Raw genomic sequence first — 21,873 nt, forward strand, 5'->3', positions numbered from 1 at the left:
CGGCGGGGAGGGCGAGGGCGATGACCCTCGAAGACCTCTCCCGGCTGCAGTTCGCGCTCACCGCGATCTTCCACATCATGTTCCCGGCGATGACGGTGGGGCTCTCGGTGTTCCTCACCGTCGTCTACGGGCTGTACTGGAAGACCAGGCGTCCGGTCTACCTGCAGATGTTCCGATTCTGGCGGCGGATCTTCGGGGTCGGCTTCGCCCTCGGCGTCGTCGCCGGTGCCGTGCTCACCTTCGAGTTCGGACTCAACTGGGGTGTGTTCTCCCGGGTCACCGGTCCGATCATCGGACCGATCATCGCGATGGAGGTCGTCACCGCGTTCTTCGTCGAAGCCGGATTCATCGGCATCCTCCTCTACGGCGACGGGCGGGTGAAGGAGCGGACGATGTTCGTCTCCACCCTCCTCGTCTCGATCGGCACCCTGCTGTCGACGACGTGGATCCTCATCGCGAACTCGTGGATGCAGACCCCGGCCGGGTTCGCCATCGCCGACGACGGCACCTTCGTGCCGACGAACTGGCTCGAGATCATCTTCAACCCGTCCTTCCCGCTGCGCTTCCTCCACATGTTCCTCGCGGTCCTCATCTCCGCATCGACCTTCATCATCGGCATCGCCGCGTGGTACCTCATCCGCGGCCGTTCGCTGCCCTTCGCGAAGCGCTCGTTCTCGATGGCGATCGGCGTCCTCGCGGTTCTTCTGCCCATCCAGATCTCCGTCGGCGATGACGTCGCCCTCGAGGTCGTCGTCGAACACCAGATGCCCAAGTTCGCGGCGATCGAGGGACACTGGCAGACGGACAGCAACGGCTACAACCTCCTCATCGTCACCGACCAGGCCGACCAGGAGAACCTCGCGGACGTCGAGGTGCCCTTCCTCGGCGCCCTCATCGGACAGGATCTCACCGGCCAGAACTTCCTTCCCGGCCTGAACGACGTCGAACCCGATCCGGACCTGCAGCCGCCGATGTGGATGACGTTCTGGGGCTTCCGGCTGATGTTCTACGGGTCGATGGTCCTCTTCGGCATCGCCATGGCCGGCGTCGTCCCCCGCCTGCGCGGGCGCCTCTTCACCTCCCACCGCTTCCACAAGGTCTGCATGTGGTCGGCACCCGTGGGGATCCTCGCGATCATCGGCGGCTGGGTGACCGCAGAGACCGGGCGCCAGCCGTGGGTCGTCTACGGCCGTCTGCGCACCGAGGATGCCGTCTCCGACCTCGCCCCCGCCCACCTCGTCTTCTCCGTCATCGGGTTCGTCGTCCTCTACGCCGTCATGCTCGCCGCCTACATCGGCTACATCGTCTGGGCCGTGCGCCGCGGACCCGAGCATGACCGTCCCGGAGCGATCATCGCCGACGACGATGATCTCGATGATCTCGACGCCGAGGCGACCGCCGGGTCCACAGGTGCCGCCGCTTCCGCGTCGGTGGGGAGCGGGGGCACCCCGGTGACCGGCGGGAGCCCGCCGATGACGGACGGGAACGCCGAGGCGGCCGAGGGAAGGGCGGAGTCATGACCATCGCCGACGTGTGGCTCATCGTCCCCGTCCTCTGCCTGACGATGTACATCGTCCTCGACGGATACGACCTCGGCATCGGCATCCTCCTGCTCGTCGAACGCGATCGTCGGCGCCGCCGCGAGGGCGTCGAAGTCGTCGCGCAGACGTGGGACATCAACGAATCGTGGCTCATCCTCCTCGGCGTCTCGCTGTGGGCCGGATTCCCCGCTGTCTACGGCGCGGCCCTGCCGCACCTCTACATCCCGCTCATCGTCATGCTCTTCTGCCTCATCGTCCGCGGCTTCTCCACCGAGCTCATCTCGCACCGGCACGACACCGCCGAGGCATGGGTGCGGGCCTTCGCGGTCGCCTCGCTCGGTGCGGCGATCGCCCAGGGTGTGGCGCTCGCGGGCCTCGCGCGGGAACTCACCCTCGACGCCGAGGGAGACTTCGTCGGTCCGACCACCCCGTGGGACGCCGCTTCGGTGCTCTTCACGATCGTCGTCGTCATCGGCGTCGTCGCCGTCTACACAACACTCGGGGCGTCGTTCATGCGCACCAAGGTCGACTCCCCGCTCGCGGTGCGCACGAGCCGCTCGCTCGTCGCCGCGGCAGCCGTCGTCCTCGCCCTCATCGTCGCTCTGCTCGGGACGACGGCTGCGCCGCTGACCTGGTCGGGGGTCCAGGGTGTGCTCGTCACCGCCCTGCTCGTCCTCGCTCTGGCGGCGGCGATCCTCGCATGGCGGCAGCTCGGCCCCGGGCCGCGGCGCGCCGGGGGATACCGGGCGGCCCTGACCATGGTCGTCGCAGTGCTCGCCGCGATCGTCGTCGGTCGCTATCCCGTCATCCTCAGCCCCGGCGTCACCGTCGAGGACGCAGCGGCGCCGAGCCTCGCCCTCTACGCCCTGCTCATCGGGGTGGGCATCAACATGCTCCTCATCGTCTTCTACACGATCTTCGCCCACCGCACGTTCTCCGGTCCCCTCTACCAGGACGCGATCCCGGGAAGCACCGAGGCGGGGAGCACGCGCCCGGCGGGGAGCGTGCGGGCGGCGGGACGCACAGGCGAGAGGGAGGTGCCGCGATCATGAGCGACCCGAGCCCACACGAGCCGGAGCAGCGGGAGCCGGAGCCGCGAAAGCCTGGCGGGCACGGCCCGGAGCAGTCGGGGTCGTCGACGCATCGGCCGGAGTCGTCGACGCACCGGTCGGGCACGCCCGGTGCGACGGCCGGGCGCGGGAAGCGGATCCTCCGTCGCATCGGCCTCGTGCTCCTCGGCATCATCCTCTACACGATCAGCATGAATATGTACTCCGGCTACCCGGAGGTCGGTTCTCAGTGGTTCAACCGGGCAGCGATCCTCGCCATCGTCGTCTTCGCCGCCGTCGTCTTCATCCGCGATGAGAGGCGCCGCGCCCACGAGGACGACCACGACGACGATGGCGCCTGATCGGGGAGCAGCCACCTCGGCGCCCTCGCAGGACCCCACCCCGATGCGGGACGCGTCGGCGATGGAGTGGATCGCCTCGCAGTCGGGACCGGGTCGGACGCTGTTCCGGCTGTCGGGACTCACCGAGGTCGCCGCGACGGTGGCGCTCATCGGCCAATGGGCATTCCTCGGCGCCGGGGTCACGGCGTGGATGACGGGAGCGGGCAACGTCGTCGGCCTGCTCATGGTCGCCGCGACGGCCGCGCCGATGCGCCTGCTCTTCCGGGCGCTCGCCGCGCGCCTGGCGGCAGCCGGACGCGAGCGGGTGAGCACGCGGATCCGCACCGACCTCGTCCCCGCCCTCCTCGCCGCGGCGGGACGGACACCCGCGACGGAGGCCGCCGACGTCCTCATCGACCACGCCCCGGTTGTCGCCGGCTATCTCTCGGGAACGCGGCCGCTGCGCGTCGCGGCCGTGCCGTCGACGCTGCTCATCCTCGGCGCCGTCGCCCTCGTCCACTGGCCGGTCGCGGTCCTCCTCGCCGTCTGCACGCTCCTGCTGCCGCTCAATCTCCGCCTCGCAGGCCAGGCGACGGTGACCGCAGGGGAGAGGCAGCTCGCCGCAACCCGCCGACTCTCGGCCGTCATCACCGAGAGCGTGCGCGGACTGCCGACCCTCGTCAGCCTCCGCGCAGTGGCTCGGAGACGAGCGGTCCTCGACCGGTCGTCCACGCGGCTCGAGGCCTCGACTCTGAGAGTCCTCTCCTACGCGTTCCTCTCCGGGGCGGTCATGGACGTCGCGGTGACGTTCGCGATCGCGGTGTCGGCGACGTACACGGGTCTCGTCCTCCTCGGCTTCGTCACCCTTCCGGGGGCGCCCGGCCTCGACCTCGGCGAGGCGCTCTTCGTCCTCCTCCTCTGTCCCGCGTACTTCGCTCCCGCGCAGCGGGCGGCCAGGGGCTTCCACGATCGTGACGACGCGCTCGTCGCCGCGCGCGCGATCTGCGAGGCGGCGGGGGTTGAGGACAGCTCCGCGGGGGTCGCGGACGAGGCGGCGGGGGACGAGTCCGCACGGCCAGGCTCTGCCGCCGCGGAGCCACGGCCCGATGCCCCCGAGCCGAACCCCGATGCCGCGACGGGCACGACTCCGGCGCCATACCGCGGTGCCGAGCCCACCCCCGGCACGACTCTGACCCCGGAGGGCGGCACCGACCCCGGACCTGACCGGGTTTCGGCCCCGCGTCGCGCCGCGCTCGCCCCGCGTGTCGACCTGCGAGGCGTGAGAGTCGTCGAAGGGGATGCCGTCATCCTCGACGACCTCGACCTCACGATCCCGGCCGGGGAGTGGACGGCGATCAGCGGACCGTCCGGGTCGGGCAAGACGACGCTGCTCCAGCTCGTCGCCGGCACCCGGATTCCGGCGGCAGGGTCGGTCGAGGTGATGAGGCGTGGGGCCGGTGCCATGCACAGTGGGGACACGTCCGACGGCGGTCACGGATCGGGCACCTCCCACGGCTGGCTCGGAGCGGACACCGTCATCCTCGAGGCCACCCTCGCCGAGAACATCGGCCTCGGCGATCCGACGATCAGCCCTGACGCGATCCGCACGGCTGCCCACGACGCCGGCCTCGAACAGGTGCTCGCCGATCTGCCCGAGGGCATCGACACCGTCCTCGGCCGCCGCGGCCGCGTGCTCTCGGCAGGGGAGAGGCGGCGCGTCGCGCTCGCCCGCCTCCTCGCCGCCGACCGCGACCTCTGGGTCCTCGACGAACCGACCGCCCACCTCGACCACGAGACGGAAGCGGAGATCCTCTGGACCCTGCGCCGGGTCGGGGCGGGGCGCACCGTCGTCATCGCGACCCACTCGCCGACGGTGACGGCTGCCGCCGAGCACGCGTGGGAACTGCGCGCCGGACTCCTCGACGTGCAGACTCGAGTGGGCGGGGGCACGGCGTGAGGAACCGACCTCGCAGGCACGTGCTCGCACTCACCGTCGCCGTCGCCGCCGAGCTCTGCTCGCTCGGTCTGCTCGCCGTCTCCGGGTGGTATCTCGCCGCCTGCGCGCTCGCCGGTCTCGGCCTGCTCGCGACCTTCTCCTACCCGACGCCGAGCGGCATCGTCCGCCTCCTCGCCCTCGGCCGCATCGGCGCCGGTTACGGACAGAACGTCCTCCTCCACCGAGCAGCCCTCGCCGACACGACCCGCGACCGCCTCCGCGTCTTCGACGACCTCGCGGCCGCCGGTGCCCGACCCGTCGACGACCGGACGGTCGACCGCCTGCTCACTGAGGCCCAGGTCGAAGGGGAGCGGGTGCTCCGCGTCACCGCCCCGCTCGTCGTCACCGTGAGCGCGATCCTCACGGCGGTCGTCGTCATCCTCCTCACCTCTCCGCTCGCTGTCATCCCGCTCGTCATCGGGGCGGTGACCCTCTTCGCGTTCGCGCTCGTCCCCGCCGAGTCCGACCCCGGCCGCGGTCGCCTGCGCGCCGAGGTGCTCGCGAGCATGGACGCCGCCCCCGAACTCGAGTCGCTGGGAGCTGCGCCCCTGCTGCGCGCGCGGATCCTCGACCAGCTCGACGACCTCACCGCCGCCGAGCAGCGCCGCGATTCCCGACAGCTGCGCCGACAGGTGGTCGCAACACTCGCCGGTGGTCTCGCGTTCGGCGCGGTCATCGTCGTCAGCGCCGCCACCATCGGAATCGGCGACCTTGTCGAGGTCCCGCTCTTCGTCATGATCGTCTGCCTCGCGTTCGGGGTCGTCGAGCGCACCGTCGCGATCAGCGCCATCGTCCCCCACCTCGAACGACTCCGCGGACACCGGGCCCGCCGAGGCAGCGATCCCAGCCGTGTCCCCGTGCCCCCGCCCCCGGTCGACGTCGCCGCCGACGGCACGATCACTCTCGGGACTGGTACCGGTTCGGCCACGCTGCTCACGATCCCGCCCCGTGAGAGCGCGGCGATCATCGGTCCGTCCGGCGCGGGCAAATCGACCCTGCTCACCTCCATCGCCGAGGCGGTGCGCGGTGCCGGGACCGCGACCGCCGCCGAGCGCACCGCCGCGGTCCCCTCCGTCGCCCATGTCGCCGACGACGAGTTCCTCTTCACCGGCACGATCGCAGCGAACCTCCGCCTCGGCGCGCCGACCGAGCTCACCCCGGCTGACCTCACCGGGGTCCTCACCGCCCTCGGGCTGGACGTCGACATCACCCCGGACACGCGCACGGGAATCGGCGGGCGTGCGCTCTCCCGCGGAGAGACGCGGCGCCTCGTCATCGCCCGCGCCGTCCTCACGGCACCGGATGTCCTCCTCGTCGACGAGCCCGATCTCGGTCTCGACACCGACACCTTTGTGCGGATGCTCGAGTTCATCCGCACCCGACTCCCGGCCGCGACGATCATCGTCGCCGCCCACCGGAGCCCACCGGGAGTCGAGTTCGTCCTCGACCTCAGCCGCAGCGAAGCTGCCGGAACCCGCGTGCCCGCCGACGCCGACGTGCCACCCTGCACCGACGGGCCGACCGATGACCCGCGACCTGGTCAATGACCGAGTGCCCCACTGACCCGCGTCCCGGCCGGATCAGTGACCGAGCGACACGCTGACCTGCATCCCTGCCGGTGACCTCCGCGCTCGTCGGCGCCCAGTGACCCCGCGCCGCGAGCGGGTTAGACTGCCCCCATGTCCGCACCGGACGACGACCGGATCCGCGCTCCGCATCCGCGGCTGCGCCCCTACCTCGGCGACTATGTCGGCTACGACATCAGCGGCGTCCCCGCGGGGACGCACCTCGGTCTGCCGTCGGGGGCGCTGACGTTCATCGTCACGATCGGCGAGCCGCTGCGCCAGGTCGATGCGGGACGCTTCGACGTCCTCCTCGCGGGCCTCCACCTGCGCCCGACCCGCATCCGTCACAACGGGACGATGGCGGGGATCCAGATCAACGTCTCCCCGTTCGCCCCGCGCGCCCTCTTCGCCCTCACTGCCGCCGAGCTCACCCACCGGACCGTCGGCCTCGACGCCGTCTCCCGCCCGCTCGCCGCCGAACTTCACGACCGCGTCAACGCCGCCGCCACCTGGGCGGAGCGATTTGCGGCGATCGACGCCGTGCTCCTGCGCGTGCTCAGCGACGATGCCTCCCCGCGCCCCGAGGTCGGCCGGGCCTGGGCGCAGATCGTCCGCAGCCGGGGTCGGGTCCCGGTCGGCACCCTCGCCGAGGAGGTCGGGTGGAGCCGCCGGCACCTCAGCGCCCGCTTCCGTGCCGAGCTCGGCATCGGCCCGAAGGAGGCCGCCCGTGTCATCCGGTTCGACCGGGCTAGGCGGATGATCGCCGGCAGCGCTGGGAGCACCGGCCGGGACGAGAGTGCAGGCCGTGCGGACGGTGCGGGCAATGGTGCGTCCCCGACCCTCGCCGAGGTGGCCGCCGCCTGTGGCTATGCCGACCAGTCCCATCTCGACCGGGACTTCGCCGCCTTCGCGGGGACCTCCCCGACCGCGTGGCTGCGCTCGGACCCTGTGGCCGCGCGCGGATCCAGCGCCGAACTCGCCGCACGCTGACCGGTTCCCATTCGTCCAAGACGTCGGCGGGCACGGTGCGCGAGGCTGGAGCCATCCACCCGCGATGAGAGGACGAACCATGACGACGAACAACCCCACGACCGACCCGACGACGACCGATGAGAACCGCACGACCGATGCGAACCCCACGGCCGCCTCGGCGAGGGGAGAGGCGAACATCTGGCCGGCTTTCCGCTACCGGGACGCGAAGGCGGCGATCGCCTTCCTCCGCTCGGCATTCGGCTTCGAGGTCACCGCCGAATACACGAACCCCGAGGATCCCGGTCTCGTCGACCACGCCGAACTCACGTGGCCGGGCGGGGGAGGGATCATGCTCGGGTCCGCCCGCGACGACGGGAGCGTGATGTCCGACGTCGGCATCGCCAGCGGCTCGGTCTACATCGCCGTCGACGACGTCGATGCGCTCTTCGATCGGGCCGTCGCCGCCGGGGCCACTGTGGTCAGCGGTCCGAGCGAGAAGGACTACGGGTCCCGGGACTTCAGCGTCACGGACCCCGAGGGCGTGCTGTGGAACTTCGGCACCTACCGGGGCGCCGGCCGCGGCTGAGCACCCTCGATCCGGGCGTTCACACCCTCGGCCCACCGGTAGGGGCGGGTGGCGATGAGGGCGCCGATCGAGCGGCGCAGACGCGAGACCTCGGCACGGACGGTGACGACGTGGTCGGCATCCCCGTAGAGGAGGGTGCTCAGCGCCGAGGCGCTCACGCCCGCCTGCCCCGCCGAGGTGATCGCGGCGAGGATCTGCGCGCGTCGCGGGGTGAGGGGGACGACGAGCGGATCCGCTGAGGAGGCGACGTCGAGGACCGCGGGATCGGTCTCGAGTCGCAGGGTCACCGAGGTCTGCCGGTCTCCGGCAGGACGCAGCACCCAGCCGCCGGTCACCCGCTCGGGCAGGCAGAGTCCGGCACCGGGGATGAGCACGGTCCGTTCGGGAATCGGCGCCTCGATCCGCTCCCGGGTCGTCACACCCTGCCGGTAGGCGACCCAGCCGTCGTCGTCGACGATGAGCGCCGGCTCCCTGCTGGCGCTGAGCATCGGCGAATACCGGTCGCGCAGACCGCCCAGGCGCTCCTGATGACCGAGGAGGAGCCGTGCCTCGGCGAGCCGGACGGCCGTGGTGACCAGGGACTGCACCGTCGGATGGAGGGTGAGGGCGGGGCCGCTGATGTCGACGACTCCGAGCAGCTGCCCGTCGCTCGGGTCGTGGATGGGTACGGCGCTGCAGTACCAGGGGTGCTGGGAGGTCTCGAAGTGCTCGGCGGAGAAGAGCTGGACCGGGGCCTCCTCGGCCAACGCGGTGCCGATCGCGTTCGTCCCGAACACCGATTCCGACCAGTGGGCGCCCTCGACGAAGCCGAGTCCGTCCGCCTGCCGCTTGGCCCGGGAGGCGCCGTCGCGCCAGAGGATGACGCCGTCGGCGTCGGTGACGACGAGGATGAAGCCCGCCGAGGCGGGGGTGCGGAGGAGGACCGACCTGAGTTCGTCGACGATGAGGCGCAACTTCGACCGGTGCCTGCGGGACTCGACGTCGGCCTCGGCGGAGTGGACCCGACGATTGCCCCCGCCGGGGTCGAGGCCGAGGCGGAGCATCCGCTGCCACGAGCGCGCAACGATGTCCCGCGGCGGCGACGGCGGCGGACCGCCGGTGACCACGGCATCGTGGATCCTGGTCAGATCCCTGGCAAGATGCGCCAGGTCCGGCTGAGGCATGCCACGAGTATAGGGCCTCGGGATCGGAGTAGCCGTGGAGTCGGGGTGGCGGTCGGCGCACCGCCTCGGCGCGTGCATGGAGCCGGGGCTCGGACGGCGGTGATGCAACCGAGTGCAACCCTTTCGACGGCGGACCCCGGAGCATAGCGTGATCGCACACCGCTCAACGACGAGGAGTGCATCATGACAATGACAGTGGACCGTCCCCAGCTCACGGCCGACGACATCGCCACCGGATGGCTGAACGACTTCGCCTCGACCCTCGGCAGCCGGGACATCGAGGCAGCGATGGGGCTCTTCGCCGCCACCAGCTTCTGGAGGGACCTCGTGTCCTTCTCGTGGAACCTCACGACCACGGAGAACCACGACGGGATCCGTGACCTCCTCCAGGAGACCCTCGACCGCGTCGATCCGAGCGACTTCGCGCTCGCCGAACCCGCGGAGACCGCCGACGGAGTGACGACGGCCTGGTTCACCTTCACCACCTCGGTGGGGCGGGGCAAGGGACTCGTCCGCCTCATCGACGAGGACGGGACGAAAGCGTGGACCTTGCTCACCTCGCTCCAGGAGCTCACCGGTCACGAGGAGCCGCGCGGCATCCGCCGGGTCAAGGGCGCCGAGCACGGGGTCGATCCGCAGCGGAAGAGCTGGTCGGAGAAGCGCGCCGAGGAGGATGCCGCGTGGGGCGAGACGGCCCACCCGTACGTGCTCGTCGTCGGCGGGGGACAGGGCGGGATCGCGCTCGGGGCCCGACTGCGGCAGCTCGGGGTGCCGGCGCTCGTCATCGACCGCTGGGAGCGGCCGGGGGACCAGTGGCGGTCACGGTACAAGTCGCTGTGCCTGCACGACCCCGTCTGGTACGACCACCTGCCCTATCTCAAGTTCCCCGACAACTGGCCGGTGTTCGCACCCAAGGACAAGATCGCGGACTGGTTGGAGTTCTACACCCGGGTGATGGAGATCCCGTACTGGTCGTCGACGACGGCCACCTCGGCGAGCTATGACGAGGGGAGCGGGCAGTGGACGGTGGTGGTCGAGCGCGGAGGAGAGACGATCACGCTCACTCCCACGCACCTCGTCATGGCCACGGGCATGTCGGGCAAGCCGAACATCCCGAGCTTCCCCGGCAGCGAGGTCTTCCGCGGCGAGCAGCAGCACTCCTCGCAGCACCCTGGCCCGGACGCGTACGCGGGGAAGCGGGTCGTCGTCATCGGCAGCAACAACTCCGCGTTCGACATCTGCGGGGCCCTCTACGAGAACGGCGCCGACGTGACGATGGTCCAGCGCTCGAGCACCCACATCGTCAAGAGCGATTCGCTCATGGAGATCGGCCTCGGCGCGCTCTACTCGGAGGAGGCGGTCGCCGCCGGAGTGACGACGGAGAAGGCCGACCTCATCTTCGCGTCCCTGCCCTACCGGATCATGCACGAGTTCCAGATCCCCCTCTACGAGCAGATGAAGGAGCGTGACGCCGACTTCTATCGGCGGATGGAGGAGGCCGGGTTCGACCTCGACTTCGGTGACGACGGGTCCGGGCTGTTCCTCAAGTACCTGCGCCGAGGCTCGGGCTACTACATCGACGTCGGTGCCGCCGAACTCGTCGCCGACGGCAAGGTGCGCCTCGCCAAGGGGCAGGTCGATCATCTGAGCGAGGATGCCGTGGTGCTCGACGACGGCACGGAACTGCCCGCCGACCTCGTCGTCTACGCCACCGGGTACGGGTCGATGAACGGCTGGGTCGCCGACCTCGTCGATCAGGAGACCGCCGATCGGGTCGGCAAGTGCTGGGGACTGGGCTCGGACACGACGAAGGACCCCGGTCCGTGGGAGGGCGAACAGCGCAACATGTGGAAGCCCACTCAGCAGGAGAACCTCTGGTTCCAGGGCGGCAACCTCCACCAGTCGCGGCACTACTCGCTCTACCTGGCTCTCCAGCTCAAGGCCCGGTTCGAGGGGATAGACACCCCCGTCTACCGGCTGCAGGAGGTCCACCACCTCGGGTGAGGGGTCGTGGGGCGACCGCTCTGGGGTGGGGTGGTCGCCCTCGGGGCTTTCGCCTCTGGGGCTTTCGCCCTTGGGGGGGCGGAGCTGAGGACGCTGGGTGTCGATTCGCGAGTCGCAGATCGACACTCAGCGTCCTCGGCTCGTGCCTGCACTGTTCAGCTCAGGCCGAGGTGGCGTCGGATCTTGGCCTCGAGCTGTCGGTAGTCCGTGCGGCCGGTGACTCTGAAGACCGTCCACCCGTCGAGGCGCATCGCCTCGTCGCGGGTGATGTCCCTGTTCCACTGGTCCTTCGACGTCCGGTGGTGGTCGCCGTCGTATTCGAGCGCGAGCTTCTCGTTCTCGTAGCCGAGATCGGGTTCGACGACGCGGTCGATGCTCGGGCAGAAGATGCGCGGATGGACCGTGGGTTCGGGCAGACCGACCGAGCGCGCCCACAGTCGCAGGTCGGTCTCCCGCGGCGAGTCGACCGTGGGGCGGACGAGCGCGAGAGCATCGAGCAGGTGGCGACGGGAGCGGATTCCTCGCGTCTCGGAGACGTAGGCGCGCAGTCTGTCGAGGTCGATCTGGGGTGGCCCATGCCAGTTGCCCACTGCGGCATCGCCGATCCGCACCAGGTCCTCGACGGACAGGTCCCGCCCCAGCGAGGTGAAGGCCTCCGCAGGACGGAGCAGCGGCAGATCGAAGTACTGATGCACGGCGAACAGCTGTGATCGCAGGAACCGGACGTCTCTGGATCGCACTCGCACGTTCAGATCGCTGGCGACGACGTGGAGGGGTAGGAGCCGTTGGTTCGTGGGAAGCGGCCACCCGTAGAGTCGGGCCGCTGTCACATGCCCTGCCGCCACGCAGGGAAACGTCAACACCACTGCTCTGAGGTACTGAGCCGTTGATGCCCACGTGTCATCCGCCCAGACCGGCATCGGCCGCATGACCAGCGACGCCGGATCTTGTCTGACTCCTCTGACGACCGCGGGGTACTTCGCCGTGTGGAACAGCGAGTGCCGACTGATGCCCATCTGTGTGGCATCCCCGGTTCTGAAGAGCCGAGGCGCCTCACGAAACTCCCATTCACCGATGTGTTCGCCGCCGAAGAACATGACGACGATGGTCTCCCACGCCGTGGGGTGGACGAAAGGTCGGCCATCTCACCTGTGGAAGGCGCCCGGGCGTCCACAGTCCTTGCGCGCACGAGTGGCCAAGCGCGTGCACAGCGCGTCGCGCACGGCATTCCGGGGAGATCGTTTCCGTGCATGACGCGAAGCAGCTCGAGCGAGAGGTGAGAACGCCTCAGCGCACGAGAGGCCCGAAGGGCTGCGTGTGCCGGCCTCCATCCGCCGGTATCCCCAGCCTGGCGCACACGAGTCGGCGTCCTGGACAGCGGAGTCGAGGACGCTCAGTGTCGATTCTGGGCGCGCAGATCGACACTGAGCGTCCATGAGTCGCGGGTGGCGGTGCTTGTCGGCAACCTCAGGGGCCCTGAGTACCCTCGCGGCACTGCACCGTGACACTCGCTGGCACCCTTTGGGGTGAGGGCGGAGCGCATTGGGCCGGGCGCAGAGGCTGGGCGTGGCGCGAGGTACGGGGGCGGAGGCGGCATTCGTCCACACGGCAGGCAGGCGTTGAGCCGCGAGTCGAGGACGCTCAGTGTCGATCTGCGCGCCCAGAATCGACACTCCGGGTCCACAAGTCGCCGGAGTGGGGCGCCCTACAGCCCGAGGCGGGCCAGGACGTCCTTGACGTGGACGAGCGCCTCGGACTCCGAGAGCCCGAAGTTCTGGTTGAGGTACATTCCGTCGCCGATGAGCTGGATCGTCATCGCCAGGTGCGGGTCGCCGAGGTGGTCGTTGAGGACGGCGAACCACTGCTCGCGCGTCTCCCGCAGCGCCACCCGCGCCTCGTCGTGCTCCTGGGCGAGGCGGGTCGCGGCGATGAGGCTGAGGTCGAGTGGCGTCCCCATCTCCGCCGAGGTCTCGAGGTAGTAGATGTGGGGGCCGAGTTCGGAGGATCGCATCGCCGCGATGTCGGCGTCGACAAGGCGGCGCAGGCGGTCGAGGCTGCCCTGCATGAGCTTCGCCTTCGACCCGAAGTGGTAGAGCAGGCCGCCCTTGGACACTCCCGCCTCGGCGGCGACGGCGTCGAGCGTCGCCCCGGCAGTGCCGTGCTGTTCGAGCAGCCTGTCGAAGGCGTCGAGGAGCTTCTCCCTCGTATCGGCGGAATTCCGTGCCATGGACACGAGCCTAACCGAGATCCTGCGCACCGACTGTGAGTCCGGCCTCACCGTCGCCCCAGACCTTGGAACTGTACCGTCTAGACGGTACAGTAGAGGCATGTTCACAACGCAGACTCCACCTGTGCGCGCCGGCCGGCGTGAATGGCTCGGCCTGGCTGTGCTGATGATCCCTGTCCTCCTCATCTCGATCGACAACACGGTGCTCGGCTTCGCCCTGCCGGCGATCAGCACCGGCCTCCACCCCACAGGCACCCAGCTGCTGTGGATCGTCGACATCTACGCGCTCATGCTCGCCGGACTCCTCGTCGCGATGGGCAGCATCGGCGACCGCTTCGGGCGCCGGCTACTCCTCGTCATCGGTGCCATCGGCTTCGGGGCCGCGTCCCTGCTCGCGGCGTTTTCGACGACCCCGGAGATGCTCATCGTCGCCCGCGCCCTCCTCGGCGTCTTCGGCGCCACGCTCATGCCCTCGACGCTCTCGCTCATCCGCAACATCTTCCTCGACGCCAGGGACCGGCGGATCGCGATCGCGACGTGGGCCGCGCTCTTCGGCGGCGGTGCCGCGCTCGGCCCCGTCGTCGGCGGCATCCTCCTCGAGCACTTCCACTGGAGCTCGATCTTCTTCATCAACCTCCCCCTCATCGCGCTTTTCATCCCGGCCGCGCTCCTCCTCCTGCCGGAATCGCGCGACCCGAATCCCGGCCCCATCGATCCTCTCTCGATCGTGCTCTCGATGCTCACGCTCACCCCGCTCGTCTTCGCCATCAAGCACGGGATGTCCGAGGGCCTCGACTGGCTCCTCGTCGCAGCGGTCATCGTCTCGCTCATCGCAGGGTTCCTCTTCGTCCGCCGGCAGCTGGCGTCCGCCAACCCGATGCTCGACGTCCGGCTGTTCGCCAACGCCGTGTTCACCTCGGCGGTGACGGCGAACCTGCTCAGCCTCATGGGGCTGGCCGGGTTCCTCTACTTCGGCACGCAGGTCCTCCAGCTCGTCCTCGGCCTCTCCCCGGTCGAGGCCGCGCTCGCCCTGGTCCCCGGACTGATCATGTCGATCGCGGCCGGCTACCTCGCCGTCCCGCTCGTCGCCCGGATCCAGCCGCGCATCGTCGTCCCCGCCGCGCTCGCCCTCAACGCGACCGGCCTCGGCTTCGTCGCCTTCACCCCGGAGCCGAGCGTGCCCGGCATGATCATCTCCTTCATCGTCCTCGGCGCCGGCATCGGCACCGCCGAGGTGATCACCAACGACCTCATCCTCTCCGCGGTACCGGCGGACAAGGCCGGAGCCGCCTCGGCGATCTCCGAGACCGCCTACGAGTTCGGCTCGGTCATGGGCACGGCCGTCCTCGGCGGCCTGACGACGATGGTCTTCGGCCGCCAGCTCGCCTCCCACCTCGGCGAGAGGGCCGAGGATCCGGCGTTCGAGACGCTCGGATCCGCGCTCGAGCGCGCCGGTGAGATCGGCGGCCGCCTCGGCGATGAGCTCGCCGATACCGTTGTGCGCGCCTTCGACCTCGGCGTGCAGTGGGCGGCCGGGGGTGCGACCGTCGTCGTCCTCACCGCCGCCGTCCTCACGGCCTTCGGCCTCAAGGGCGCCGGCCGCGGACCGCAGACTGAGGCCGCTGAGGTGCGGGAGCCCGTGTCCGCGCACTGACGCTCCCGCGATGAGAAGCGCCGAGGTGGGGCGGACACGATCGTCCGCCCCACCTCGGCGCTTCGGTGCCTCACATCCCCGCGGTCAGCGAGCGGCGAGGGCCTCGGCCCGTGCCCGCTGCCGCCGGCGGGCGAGGACCCGGCCGGTGCCCGTGTAGATGAGGGCGGCGATGAGGATGAGGTAGAGGACGACGGCGATCGGCGAGGAGATGAGCACCGAGAGGTCGTTGCCCGAGGCGAGCAGCGCATCCCGGAGGTTCGTCTCGGCGAGCGGGCCGAGCACCATGCCGATCATCAGCGGTGCTAGCGGGACGCCGTAGCGTTTGAGGACGAAGCTGATGATCGCGATCCCGAGGAGGACGAAGAGCTCGAACGTCGACGCCGAGGTCGCATAGATGCCGAGCCCGCAGAAGACCGCGATGCCGCCGTAGAGGTAGGGCTCGGGGATCTTGAGCAGCTTCGCCCACAGTGGGGCGAAGGGCAGGTTGATGATGAGGAGGACGATCATCGCGATGAAGAAGCTCGCGATGAGGGCCCACACGAGTTCCGGGGCCCGGTCGAAGAGCAGCGGCCCCGGCTGCAGACCGTACTGGCGGAATGCGGCGAGCATGATCGCCGCGGTCGCCGAGATCGGCAGACCGAGCGCGAAGAGCGCCCCCATCGCGATGCCCGTCGTCGCACTGCCGGCAGCCTCCGGGGCGGCGAGGCCGCGGATCGCGCCCTTGCCGAACTGCGGGTCCGCCCGGCGGGAGTCGAGCTTGCGTTCGAGCCCGTAGGCCATGAAGGTCGGCACGTCGGCACCGCCGACGGGGACGACGCCGAAGGGCAGGCCGATCGCCGTGCCGCGCAGCCACGCCGGCAGCGCCTCCTTGAATTCGCGTCCCGAGAGGAACGGCCGGCCCGAGGCGTTGATCGTGTTGTCGGCGGCCTTCCGCCGGATCCGGGAGGCGATGTAGAAGACCTCGCCGAGGGCGAGCATGCCGACGGTGACCGTGACGAGCGAGACGCCGTCGAAGAGCTCGGGCACCCCGAACGTGAACCGCTCCGTGCCCGAGACCGAGTCGATGCCGATGACCGAGATCCCGATGCCGAGGAGGAGCGCCATGAGCCCCTTGAGCACGGAGTCGGCGACGACCGAGGAGGTCGCGACGAAGGCGAAGAGTGCGAGCGCCAAGAACTCGGCGGGACCGAAGTTCGCTGAGAGGTCCGCGAGCAGGGGCCCGATGAAGACGACGAGGAAGCACGAGACGAACCCGCCGATGAACGCCCCGATCGCCGCTGTCGCGAGCGCCTGCGGGGCTCTGCCGGCCCTGGCCATCTTGTGGCCCTCGAACGTCGAGGCGATCGCCGAGGCCTGCCCCGGGGTGTTCATGAGGATCGCCATCGTCGAATCGCCGAAGAGCCCGCCGAAGTAGACGCCGGCGAACATGATGAACGCGCCCGTCGGGTCGAGGGCGAAGGTCATCGGCAGGAGCAGCGCCACAGCCATCGACGAGCCGAGACCTGGGAGCACACCGACAGCGGTGCCGAGGAAGCAGCCGACGAGCACCCAGAGCAGGTTCATCGGGGTGAGCGCGTGGGTGAACCCTTCCATGAGGGAGGAGAGAGCATCCATGTCAGAACCCCCCTCCGAGCAGACCCGAGGGCAGATTGAGTCCGAGGAGGACCGCGAAGGCGAGGTAGACGAGAGAGGAGAACGTCAGCGCGAGCGTGAGGTCGAAGAGCGGGCGCCTCGATCCCATCGCGCGGGCCACGCACCAGAAGAGGAGGGCGGCGGCGATGATCCACCCGGCGAACTCGAGGATCCCGGCGAACGCGGCGAAGCCGCCGATCGCCCAGGCCAGGGAGGTGAAATCGGAATGGGTCCGGTGCCTGGCATCCTCAGCGCGCGCCTCGGCGAGGGCTCGACGATCCGCACTCGGCTCGTCCTCCTCGTGCGGGGACAGCCGGGAGGCGGCGACCGCCGAGGTCACCGGGGTGGAGAACGCCTTCTCCTCCCTCGCCTCGGCGGGGGCGGCCGTGTCGGCGTCGACGGGTTCGGGATTGCGGATGATCGCGAGGACGAGGAGGACCGTGATCACGTACCCGAGGACCATGATGATCATCGGGAAGAACTGCGGGCCGGGCGGATCGGAGTCCTCGGCGACCTCCATCGTGAGGATCCCGATGAGCAGGTACGTCGAGAACGCACCGAGGATGAGCGGGACGAGCAGACCCGAGCGGCCGTGCCACCAGGTCCCCTCGCCGAGGTGGCCCGTCCGGGTCCGTGCGGGTGTGTCCGTTGTCGTGCTCACAGTCCCAACTCCTCAAGGAGCGCTTCGATGCGCTTGGTGTCTTCGACGATGAAGTCGGCGAACGCCTGACCAGTCAGCCACACGTCCGTCCACTGGTTGCGTGTCAGGGCGTCCTTCCATTCGGCGCTGTTGCGGGTCGCCTCGAGCATGCCGACGAGCTCCGCGGTCTCGTCGGCGGTGATGCCGGGGGCGCCGAGCCAGCCGCGCCAGTTCGTCAGGGTGACCTCGAAGCCCTGCTCGCTCATCGTCGGGATGTCCTCGAAGCCGGCCAGGCGTTCGGGGGCGGCGATGCCGATCGCCTTGACGCGCCCGGCCTCGATCTGGTCGGAGACCTCGTTGAACCCGGTCGAGGCGAAGTCGGTGGTGCCCGAGAGCAGGGTCTGGATTGACTCGCCGCCGCCGGACTTGGGGATGTAGGTGATCGACGAACCGGGGATCCCGCCGAGCTGCGCGAGCTGGGCGATCGTGAGATGGTCGACCGAACCGGCCGACCCGCCTGTCCACACGAAGCCTTCGGGGTCCTCCTGCCATGCGGTCATGACGTCCTCGAGGGTGTCATACGGGGAGTCGGCGGCGGCGATGAGGACGTCGTAGTCCTCGGCGACGCGGGCGAGCAGCGTCGTGTCGTCGAAGCCGACGGGGGAGTCGTTGAGGGCGATTCCGCCGACCATCGCGGTGCCTGTGGCGAGGATCGTGTCCGCGCGTCCGTGCATCGTCGAGAACTTGCCGAGACCGATGGTCCCGCCCGCGCCGGGGATGTTGACGACCTGCGCGTTGTTCGCCGTGCGGGTCGCCCGCATCGCCTGCTGCGTCTCGCGGGCGAATCCGTCCCAGCCGCCGCCGGCGCCGGCCGGGGCGATGAGCGTGAGGTTGGAGGAGAGATCTCCCTTCGCCGAGGCGGACCGGATCGAGTATCCCGTCGCCGTGCCGATCGCGGCCACCGCGAGGACGCCGTAGGCGACCCGTCCGAACATGCGCCGGGAGACGCCGGAGTTCCTGTTGCCGGAGTTTGCGGCGTTGGGGTTTGCGGTGTTGGGGTTTGCGGTGTTGGGGGAGGGGTCGGTGTCGCCAGCGCCGGTGCCGCCGGGATCGGGGCTGCCGGGCGGACTCGCGTCGCCGGAGGACTGCATCATCGGGTCCCTTCTTCATCATCGAAGACGTGTATGTGTGCCGGCGGCGGCGCTCGGCCTCACCGACATATGTGCGACCGATTCTATTGTGGCCCAGGTCACGGTGCCTGTTTGAGCGCATTGATCTCGTTTCGCGCGTTCTGCGCCTTCTGCGCATTCTGCTCATCTTTGAGCGCGTGGGATTGGGAGTGAGTGGCTGGGCGTACCCCTCCCGAGCCCCGTCAGTGGCTGGGGTCGTCCCCTCGAGCCCCATTTGTGACTGGGACCGTCCTCTCGAGCCCCGTTTGAGGTCGAAAAACCGAGGAGATTCGGCCCAGAGAGGCGATTTCCCTCGGTTTTTCGACCACAAACCGGTTGGAGTGATGGGTATGGGCGGGGTGGCGTGGCGGTGCGTTGCGGTGCGTGTGTGGGCGGGAGTGTGCGGCCGGGAGTGTCCCCTCGAACCCCGTTTGTGGTCGCAAAACCGAGGAGTTTCGGCCCAGAGAGGCGATTTCCCTCGGTTTTTCGACCGCAACCAGGTTGGAGAGGCGGTGGGGTGGCTGGGACCGTCCTCCCGTGCCCCGTTTGTGGTCGCAAAACCGTGGAGATTCAGCCCAGAGGCGCGATTTCCCTCGGTTTTTCGACCGCAACCAGGTTGGAGAGGCGGTGGGGTGGCTGGGACCGTCCTCCCGTGCCCCGTTTGTGGTCGCAAAACCGAGGAGTTTCGACCCAGAGAGGCGATTTCCCTCGGTTCTTCGACCGCAACCAGGTTGGAGTGATGGGTGTGGGCGGTTTTGGGTGGTGGCTGAGGCTGAAGAGGAGCAGTGGGTGTGGGCGGGGTGGCGTGGTGGCTATGGTGGGGGCATGACGTCTTCCGACTCCTCGCAGTCCAGCACCCCCACGCCCTCCTCCGCAGGGTCCAGCGACTCCACGCCTGAGACGACAGCCGCGCCCACCCCCACCTCGGCGCCGGTGGCGAAGAAGATCCCGCACGAGCGCACCCACCACGGCCACACCTTCGTCGACGACTACGAGTGGATGCGGGAGAAGGACTCGCCCGAGGTCATCGCCCACCTCGAGGCGGAGAACGCGTGGACCGAGGCGCAGACCGCCGAGCTCGAACCGCTGCGCGAGGCGATCTTCACCGAGATCAAGACCCGCATCAAGGAGACCGACATGTCTGTGCCGACGCGGCGCGGCGGCTACTGGTACTTCACGCGGACGAAGGCGGGTCTCGACTACGGCATCCACGTCCGCGTCCCTGCAGCCGACGACGGCGACTGGACTCCGCCGGAGATCGGCGAGGATCCGCTGCCCGGCGAAGAGGTCGTCTTCGACTCGAACCAGGCGGCGCGCGGCACGGACTTCTTCTCACTCGGCACGTTCTCCCTCACCGAGGACGGCCGCTACCTCCTCTACGGCGTCGACACCGCCGGCGATGAACGCTACGTCCTGCGCATCCGCGACCTCTCGACGGGCGAAGACCTGCCCGACCGGATCGAGAACACGTTCGCCGGCGCGACGATCGATCCGAGCGGCCGGTTCGTCTTCTACACGACGGTCGACGAGGCATGGCGTCCGGAGAAGGTCTGGCGCCACACGGTCACAAGCGACGGCGCCGACGACTCCTCAGCGACCGACCCGACCGCCGCCCCCGAGGCGAGCGGCGCCGAAGACGTCTGCATCTTCCACGAACCCGACGAGCGGTTCTTCGTCGGCGTCGGCTTCTCCCGGTCCGAGCGCTACCTCTTCATCGTCACCGGCTCGAAGACGACGACCGGGTACTGGCGGCTGCGCGGCGACGACCTCGAGGCGGCCCCGCAGGAGATCTGGCCCCGGGTCGACGGGGTCGAGTACTCCGTCGAACACGCCGTCGTCTCCGGCGAGGACCGCTTCCTCATCACCCACAACCGCGACCGCGCCGACTTCGACATCGTCGACGTCCCGGCCGCCGATCCGACCGGGGACGCGACCGAGACCGCCGATGCCGTCGACGAACCCGCGGGCACCGGTGCGGATCCGACGACGACCGGACGGCGGGTGCTCGCCGACGTCTCCGGGCTGCGCATCGAGGAGGTCGACGCGTTCGCCGACTTCGTCGTCATCTCCTATCGCCGAGGCGGCTTCGCCCGAGTCGGCATCGTCCGTCTCACCGGCGACCCGACGGTCCCGTACGCGCCGCTTGTCGAGCTGCCATTTGACAGGGAGACGGGCACCCTCGGATTCGGGCCCAACCCCGAGTTCGACCAGCCGACCGTGCGCCTGACCTTCACCTCGATGTCGACCCCGGCCGTCGTCTACCAGCACGATGTCGCCACCGGCACCGACACGGTCCTCAAGCGCCAGCCCGTGCTCGGCTCCGTCGACCTCGGCGCCTACGGGGAGAGCCTCGTGTGGGCGAGTGCCTCCGACGGCACCCGCATCCCCGTCTCGCTCGTCTACCGCACCGACCTCGTCGACGTCGACGAGGAGGGTCTGCCGACCGCCTCGGCGCCGCTCATCCTCTACGGCTACGGATCGTACGAGATCAGTGTCGACCCGTACTTCTCCGTCGCCCGGCTCTCGCTGCTCGACCGCGGGGTCGTCTACGCGATCGCCCACGTCCGCGGCGGCGGGGAGATGGGCCGGCACTGGTACGACGAGGGCAAGACGACGGCGAAGGTGACCACCTTCACCGACTTCATCGCGGTCGCACGCCACCTCGTCGAGGCGGGATGGACGACCCCGGAGCAGCTCGTCGCCACCGGTGGGTCCGCCGGCGGCCTCCTCATGGGCGCGATCGTCAACATGGCCCCCGAGCTCTTCGCCGGCGTGAGCGCGCACGTGCCCTTCGTCGATGCGCTCACCTCGATCCTCATGCCCGAGCTTCCGCTCACCGTCATCGAATGGGAGGAGTGGGGCGACCCACTCCACGACCCCGAGGTGTATGAGTACATGCGCTCCTACACCCCCTATGAGAACGTCGCCGAGGCGGCCCACCCGAAGATCCTCGCCGTGACCTCACTCAACGACACCCGGGTCCTCTACGTCGAGCCGGCCAAATGGGTGGCCCGTCTGCGCGAGGTCGGCGCCGACGTGATCCTGCGGACCGAGATGGCCGCCGGGCACGGCGGCGCGTCGGGGCGCTACGACGCGTGGAAGGAGACGGCCTTCGACTTCGCGTGGATGCTCGGGGTTCTGGGACGTTCCGACGTCGTCATCGAGCCCTGAGCGGACGTTCGGCTCGGCAGATAACGATCTGCTGACGAAACGTCCCCAAAGCGTGATTCGGGCCACTGGCGCCTCAGGTGCCGAATAGAGTGGTCACTATGGCAGTCGTCCCCACCCGGACTTCGCCCTCATCGGAGAGGGCGAAGTCCGGGTGGGGACGGCT

16 protein-coding genes are annotated in these 21,873 nt (G+C 69.7%); 10 read left to right on the plus strand and 6 right to left on the minus strand.

What is annotated here, in order from left to right; translation table 11 throughout:
* Positions 1–20 precede the first annotated feature (20 nt).
* The 7 genes from ACQ1RG_RS06855 to ACQ1RG_RS06885 all read left to right on the plus strand — a co-directional run bounded on the left by ACQ1RG_RS06855 (position 21) and on the right by ACQ1RG_RS06885 (position 8,050).
* Positions 21–1,520, plus strand: a complete 1,500-nt coding sequence (locus ACQ1RG_RS06855; protein ID WP_009380291.1) for a cytochrome ubiquinol oxidase subunit I — start codon at positions 21–23, stop codon at positions 1,518–1,520.
* On the plus strand, positions 1,517–2,593 hold the full coding sequence (locus ACQ1RG_RS06860) for a cytochrome d ubiquinol oxidase subunit II (RefSeq protein WP_009380290.1): 1,077 nt from the start codon (positions 1,517–1,519) through the stop codon (positions 2,591–2,593). The genes ACQ1RG_RS06855 and ACQ1RG_RS06860 overlap by 4 nt, the downstream gene beginning before the upstream one ends.
* Positions 2,590–2,952 carry a hypothetical protein gene (locus ACQ1RG_RS06865; protein WP_009380289.1) on the plus strand — a complete coding sequence of 121 codons (363 nt, stop codon included), beginning with the start codon at positions 2,590–2,592 and terminating at the stop codon, positions 2,950–2,952. The genes ACQ1RG_RS06860 and ACQ1RG_RS06865 overlap by 4 nt, the downstream gene beginning before the upstream one ends.
* A complete protein-coding gene (locus ACQ1RG_RS06870; protein WP_009380287.1) occupies positions 2,942–4,888 on the plus strand; it encodes an ATP-binding cassette domain-containing protein in 1,947 nt (648 codons plus the stop codon). The genes ACQ1RG_RS06865 and ACQ1RG_RS06870 overlap by 11 nt, the downstream gene beginning before the upstream one ends.
* Positions 4,885–6,474, plus strand: a complete 1,590-nt coding sequence (locus ACQ1RG_RS06875) for an ATP-binding cassette domain-containing protein (RefSeq protein ID WP_141236307.1) — start codon at positions 4,885–4,887, stop codon at positions 6,472–6,474. The genes ACQ1RG_RS06870 and ACQ1RG_RS06875 overlap by 4 nt, the downstream gene beginning before the upstream one ends.
* Before the next feature lie 132 nt (positions 6,475–6,606).
* Positions 6,607–7,482, plus strand: coding sequence for a helix-turn-helix domain-containing protein (locus tag ACQ1RG_RS06880; protein WP_009380283.1), 876 nt, complete (start codon positions 6,607–6,609; stop codon positions 7,480–7,482).
* Between the two features lie 79 nt (positions 7,483–7,561).
* Complete coding sequence (locus tag ACQ1RG_RS06885) at positions 7,562–8,050, plus strand: VOC family protein (protein ID WP_009380282.1); 489 nt, start codon at positions 7,562–7,564, stop codon at positions 8,048–8,050.
* On the opposite strand, the gene ACQ1RG_RS06890 is transcribed toward ACQ1RG_RS06885, so the two are convergent.
* Positions 8,026–9,213 carry a GAF domain-containing protein gene (locus tag ACQ1RG_RS06890; protein ID WP_430600768.1) on the minus strand — a complete coding sequence of 396 codons (1,188 nt, stop codon included), beginning with the start codon at positions 9,211–9,213 and terminating at the stop codon, positions 8,026–8,028. The genes ACQ1RG_RS06885 and ACQ1RG_RS06890 overlap by 25 nt on opposite strands.
* Before the next feature lie 183 nt (positions 9,214–9,396).
* On the opposite strand from ACQ1RG_RS06890, the gene ACQ1RG_RS06895 reads away from it, so the two are divergent.
* Complete coding sequence (locus ACQ1RG_RS06895) at positions 9,397–11,217, plus strand: flavin-containing monooxygenase (RefSeq protein WP_040342314.1); 1,821 nt, start codon at positions 9,397–9,399, stop codon at positions 11,215–11,217.
* A 155-nt stretch (positions 11,218–11,372) separates the two neighbouring features.
* Here the strand turns inward: ACQ1RG_RS06895 and ACQ1RG_RS06900 are convergent, their stop codons facing one another.
* Positions 11,373–11,912 carry a hypothetical protein gene (locus ACQ1RG_RS06900; protein ID WP_236586905.1) on the minus strand — a complete coding sequence of 180 codons (540 nt, stop codon included), beginning with the start codon at positions 11,910–11,912 and terminating at the stop codon, positions 11,373–11,375.
* A gap of 1,010 nt (positions 11,913–12,922) precedes the next feature.
* A complete protein-coding gene (locus tag ACQ1RG_RS06905) occupies positions 12,923–13,444 on the minus strand; it encodes a TetR/AcrR family transcriptional regulator (RefSeq protein WP_009380274.1) in 522 nt (173 codons plus the stop codon).
* A gap of 100 nt (positions 13,445–13,544) precedes the next feature.
* Between ACQ1RG_RS06905 and ACQ1RG_RS06910 the strand changes: the two genes are divergently transcribed.
* Positions 13,545–15,098: an MFS transporter gene (locus ACQ1RG_RS06910; RefSeq protein ID WP_040342310.1), complete on the plus strand. Its 1,554-nt coding sequence runs from the start codon at positions 13,545–13,547 to the stop codon at positions 15,096–15,098.
* Positions 15,099–15,182: 84 nt separating this feature from the next.
* Here the strand turns inward: ACQ1RG_RS06910 and ACQ1RG_RS06915 are convergent, their stop codons facing one another.
* Genes ACQ1RG_RS06915 through ACQ1RG_RS06925 form a run of 3 tightly spaced genes read right to left on the minus strand, consistent with a single transcriptional unit; the run spans position 15,183 to position 18,524 of the window.
* The gene (locus tag ACQ1RG_RS06915) at positions 15,183–16,712 is read right to left on the minus strand and encodes a tripartite tricarboxylate transporter permease (protein ID WP_009380271.1); all 1,530 of its coding nucleotides are present in this window, start codon (positions 16,710–16,712) and stop codon (positions 15,183–15,185) included.
* A gap of 1 nt (position 16,713) precedes the next feature.
* Positions 16,714–17,391, minus strand: coding sequence for a tripartite tricarboxylate transporter TctB family protein (locus ACQ1RG_RS06920; RefSeq protein ID WP_009380269.1), 678 nt, complete (start codon positions 17,389–17,391; stop codon positions 16,714–16,716).
* Positions 17,388–18,524 carry a Bug family tripartite tricarboxylate transporter substrate binding protein gene (locus tag ACQ1RG_RS06925; RefSeq protein WP_009380267.1) on the minus strand — a complete coding sequence of 379 codons (1,137 nt, stop codon included), beginning with the start codon at positions 18,522–18,524 and terminating at the stop codon, positions 17,388–17,390. The genes ACQ1RG_RS06920 and ACQ1RG_RS06925 overlap by 4 nt, the downstream gene beginning before the upstream one ends.
* Positions 18,525–19,364: 840 nt before the next feature.
* Between ACQ1RG_RS06925 and ACQ1RG_RS06930 the strand changes: the two genes are divergently transcribed.
* Positions 19,365–21,710 carry a S9 family peptidase gene (locus tag ACQ1RG_RS06930; protein ID WP_051995611.1) on the plus strand — a complete coding sequence of 782 codons (2,346 nt, stop codon included), beginning with the start codon at positions 19,365–19,367 and terminating at the stop codon, positions 21,708–21,710.
* Positions 21,711–21,873 lie beyond the last annotated feature (163 nt).

Source organism: Brevibacterium sp. K72 (assembly GCF_050562175.1).
GTDB classification, from domain to species: Bacteria; Actinomycetota; Actinomycetes; order Actinomycetales; family Brevibacteriaceae; genus Brevibacterium; species Brevibacterium casei.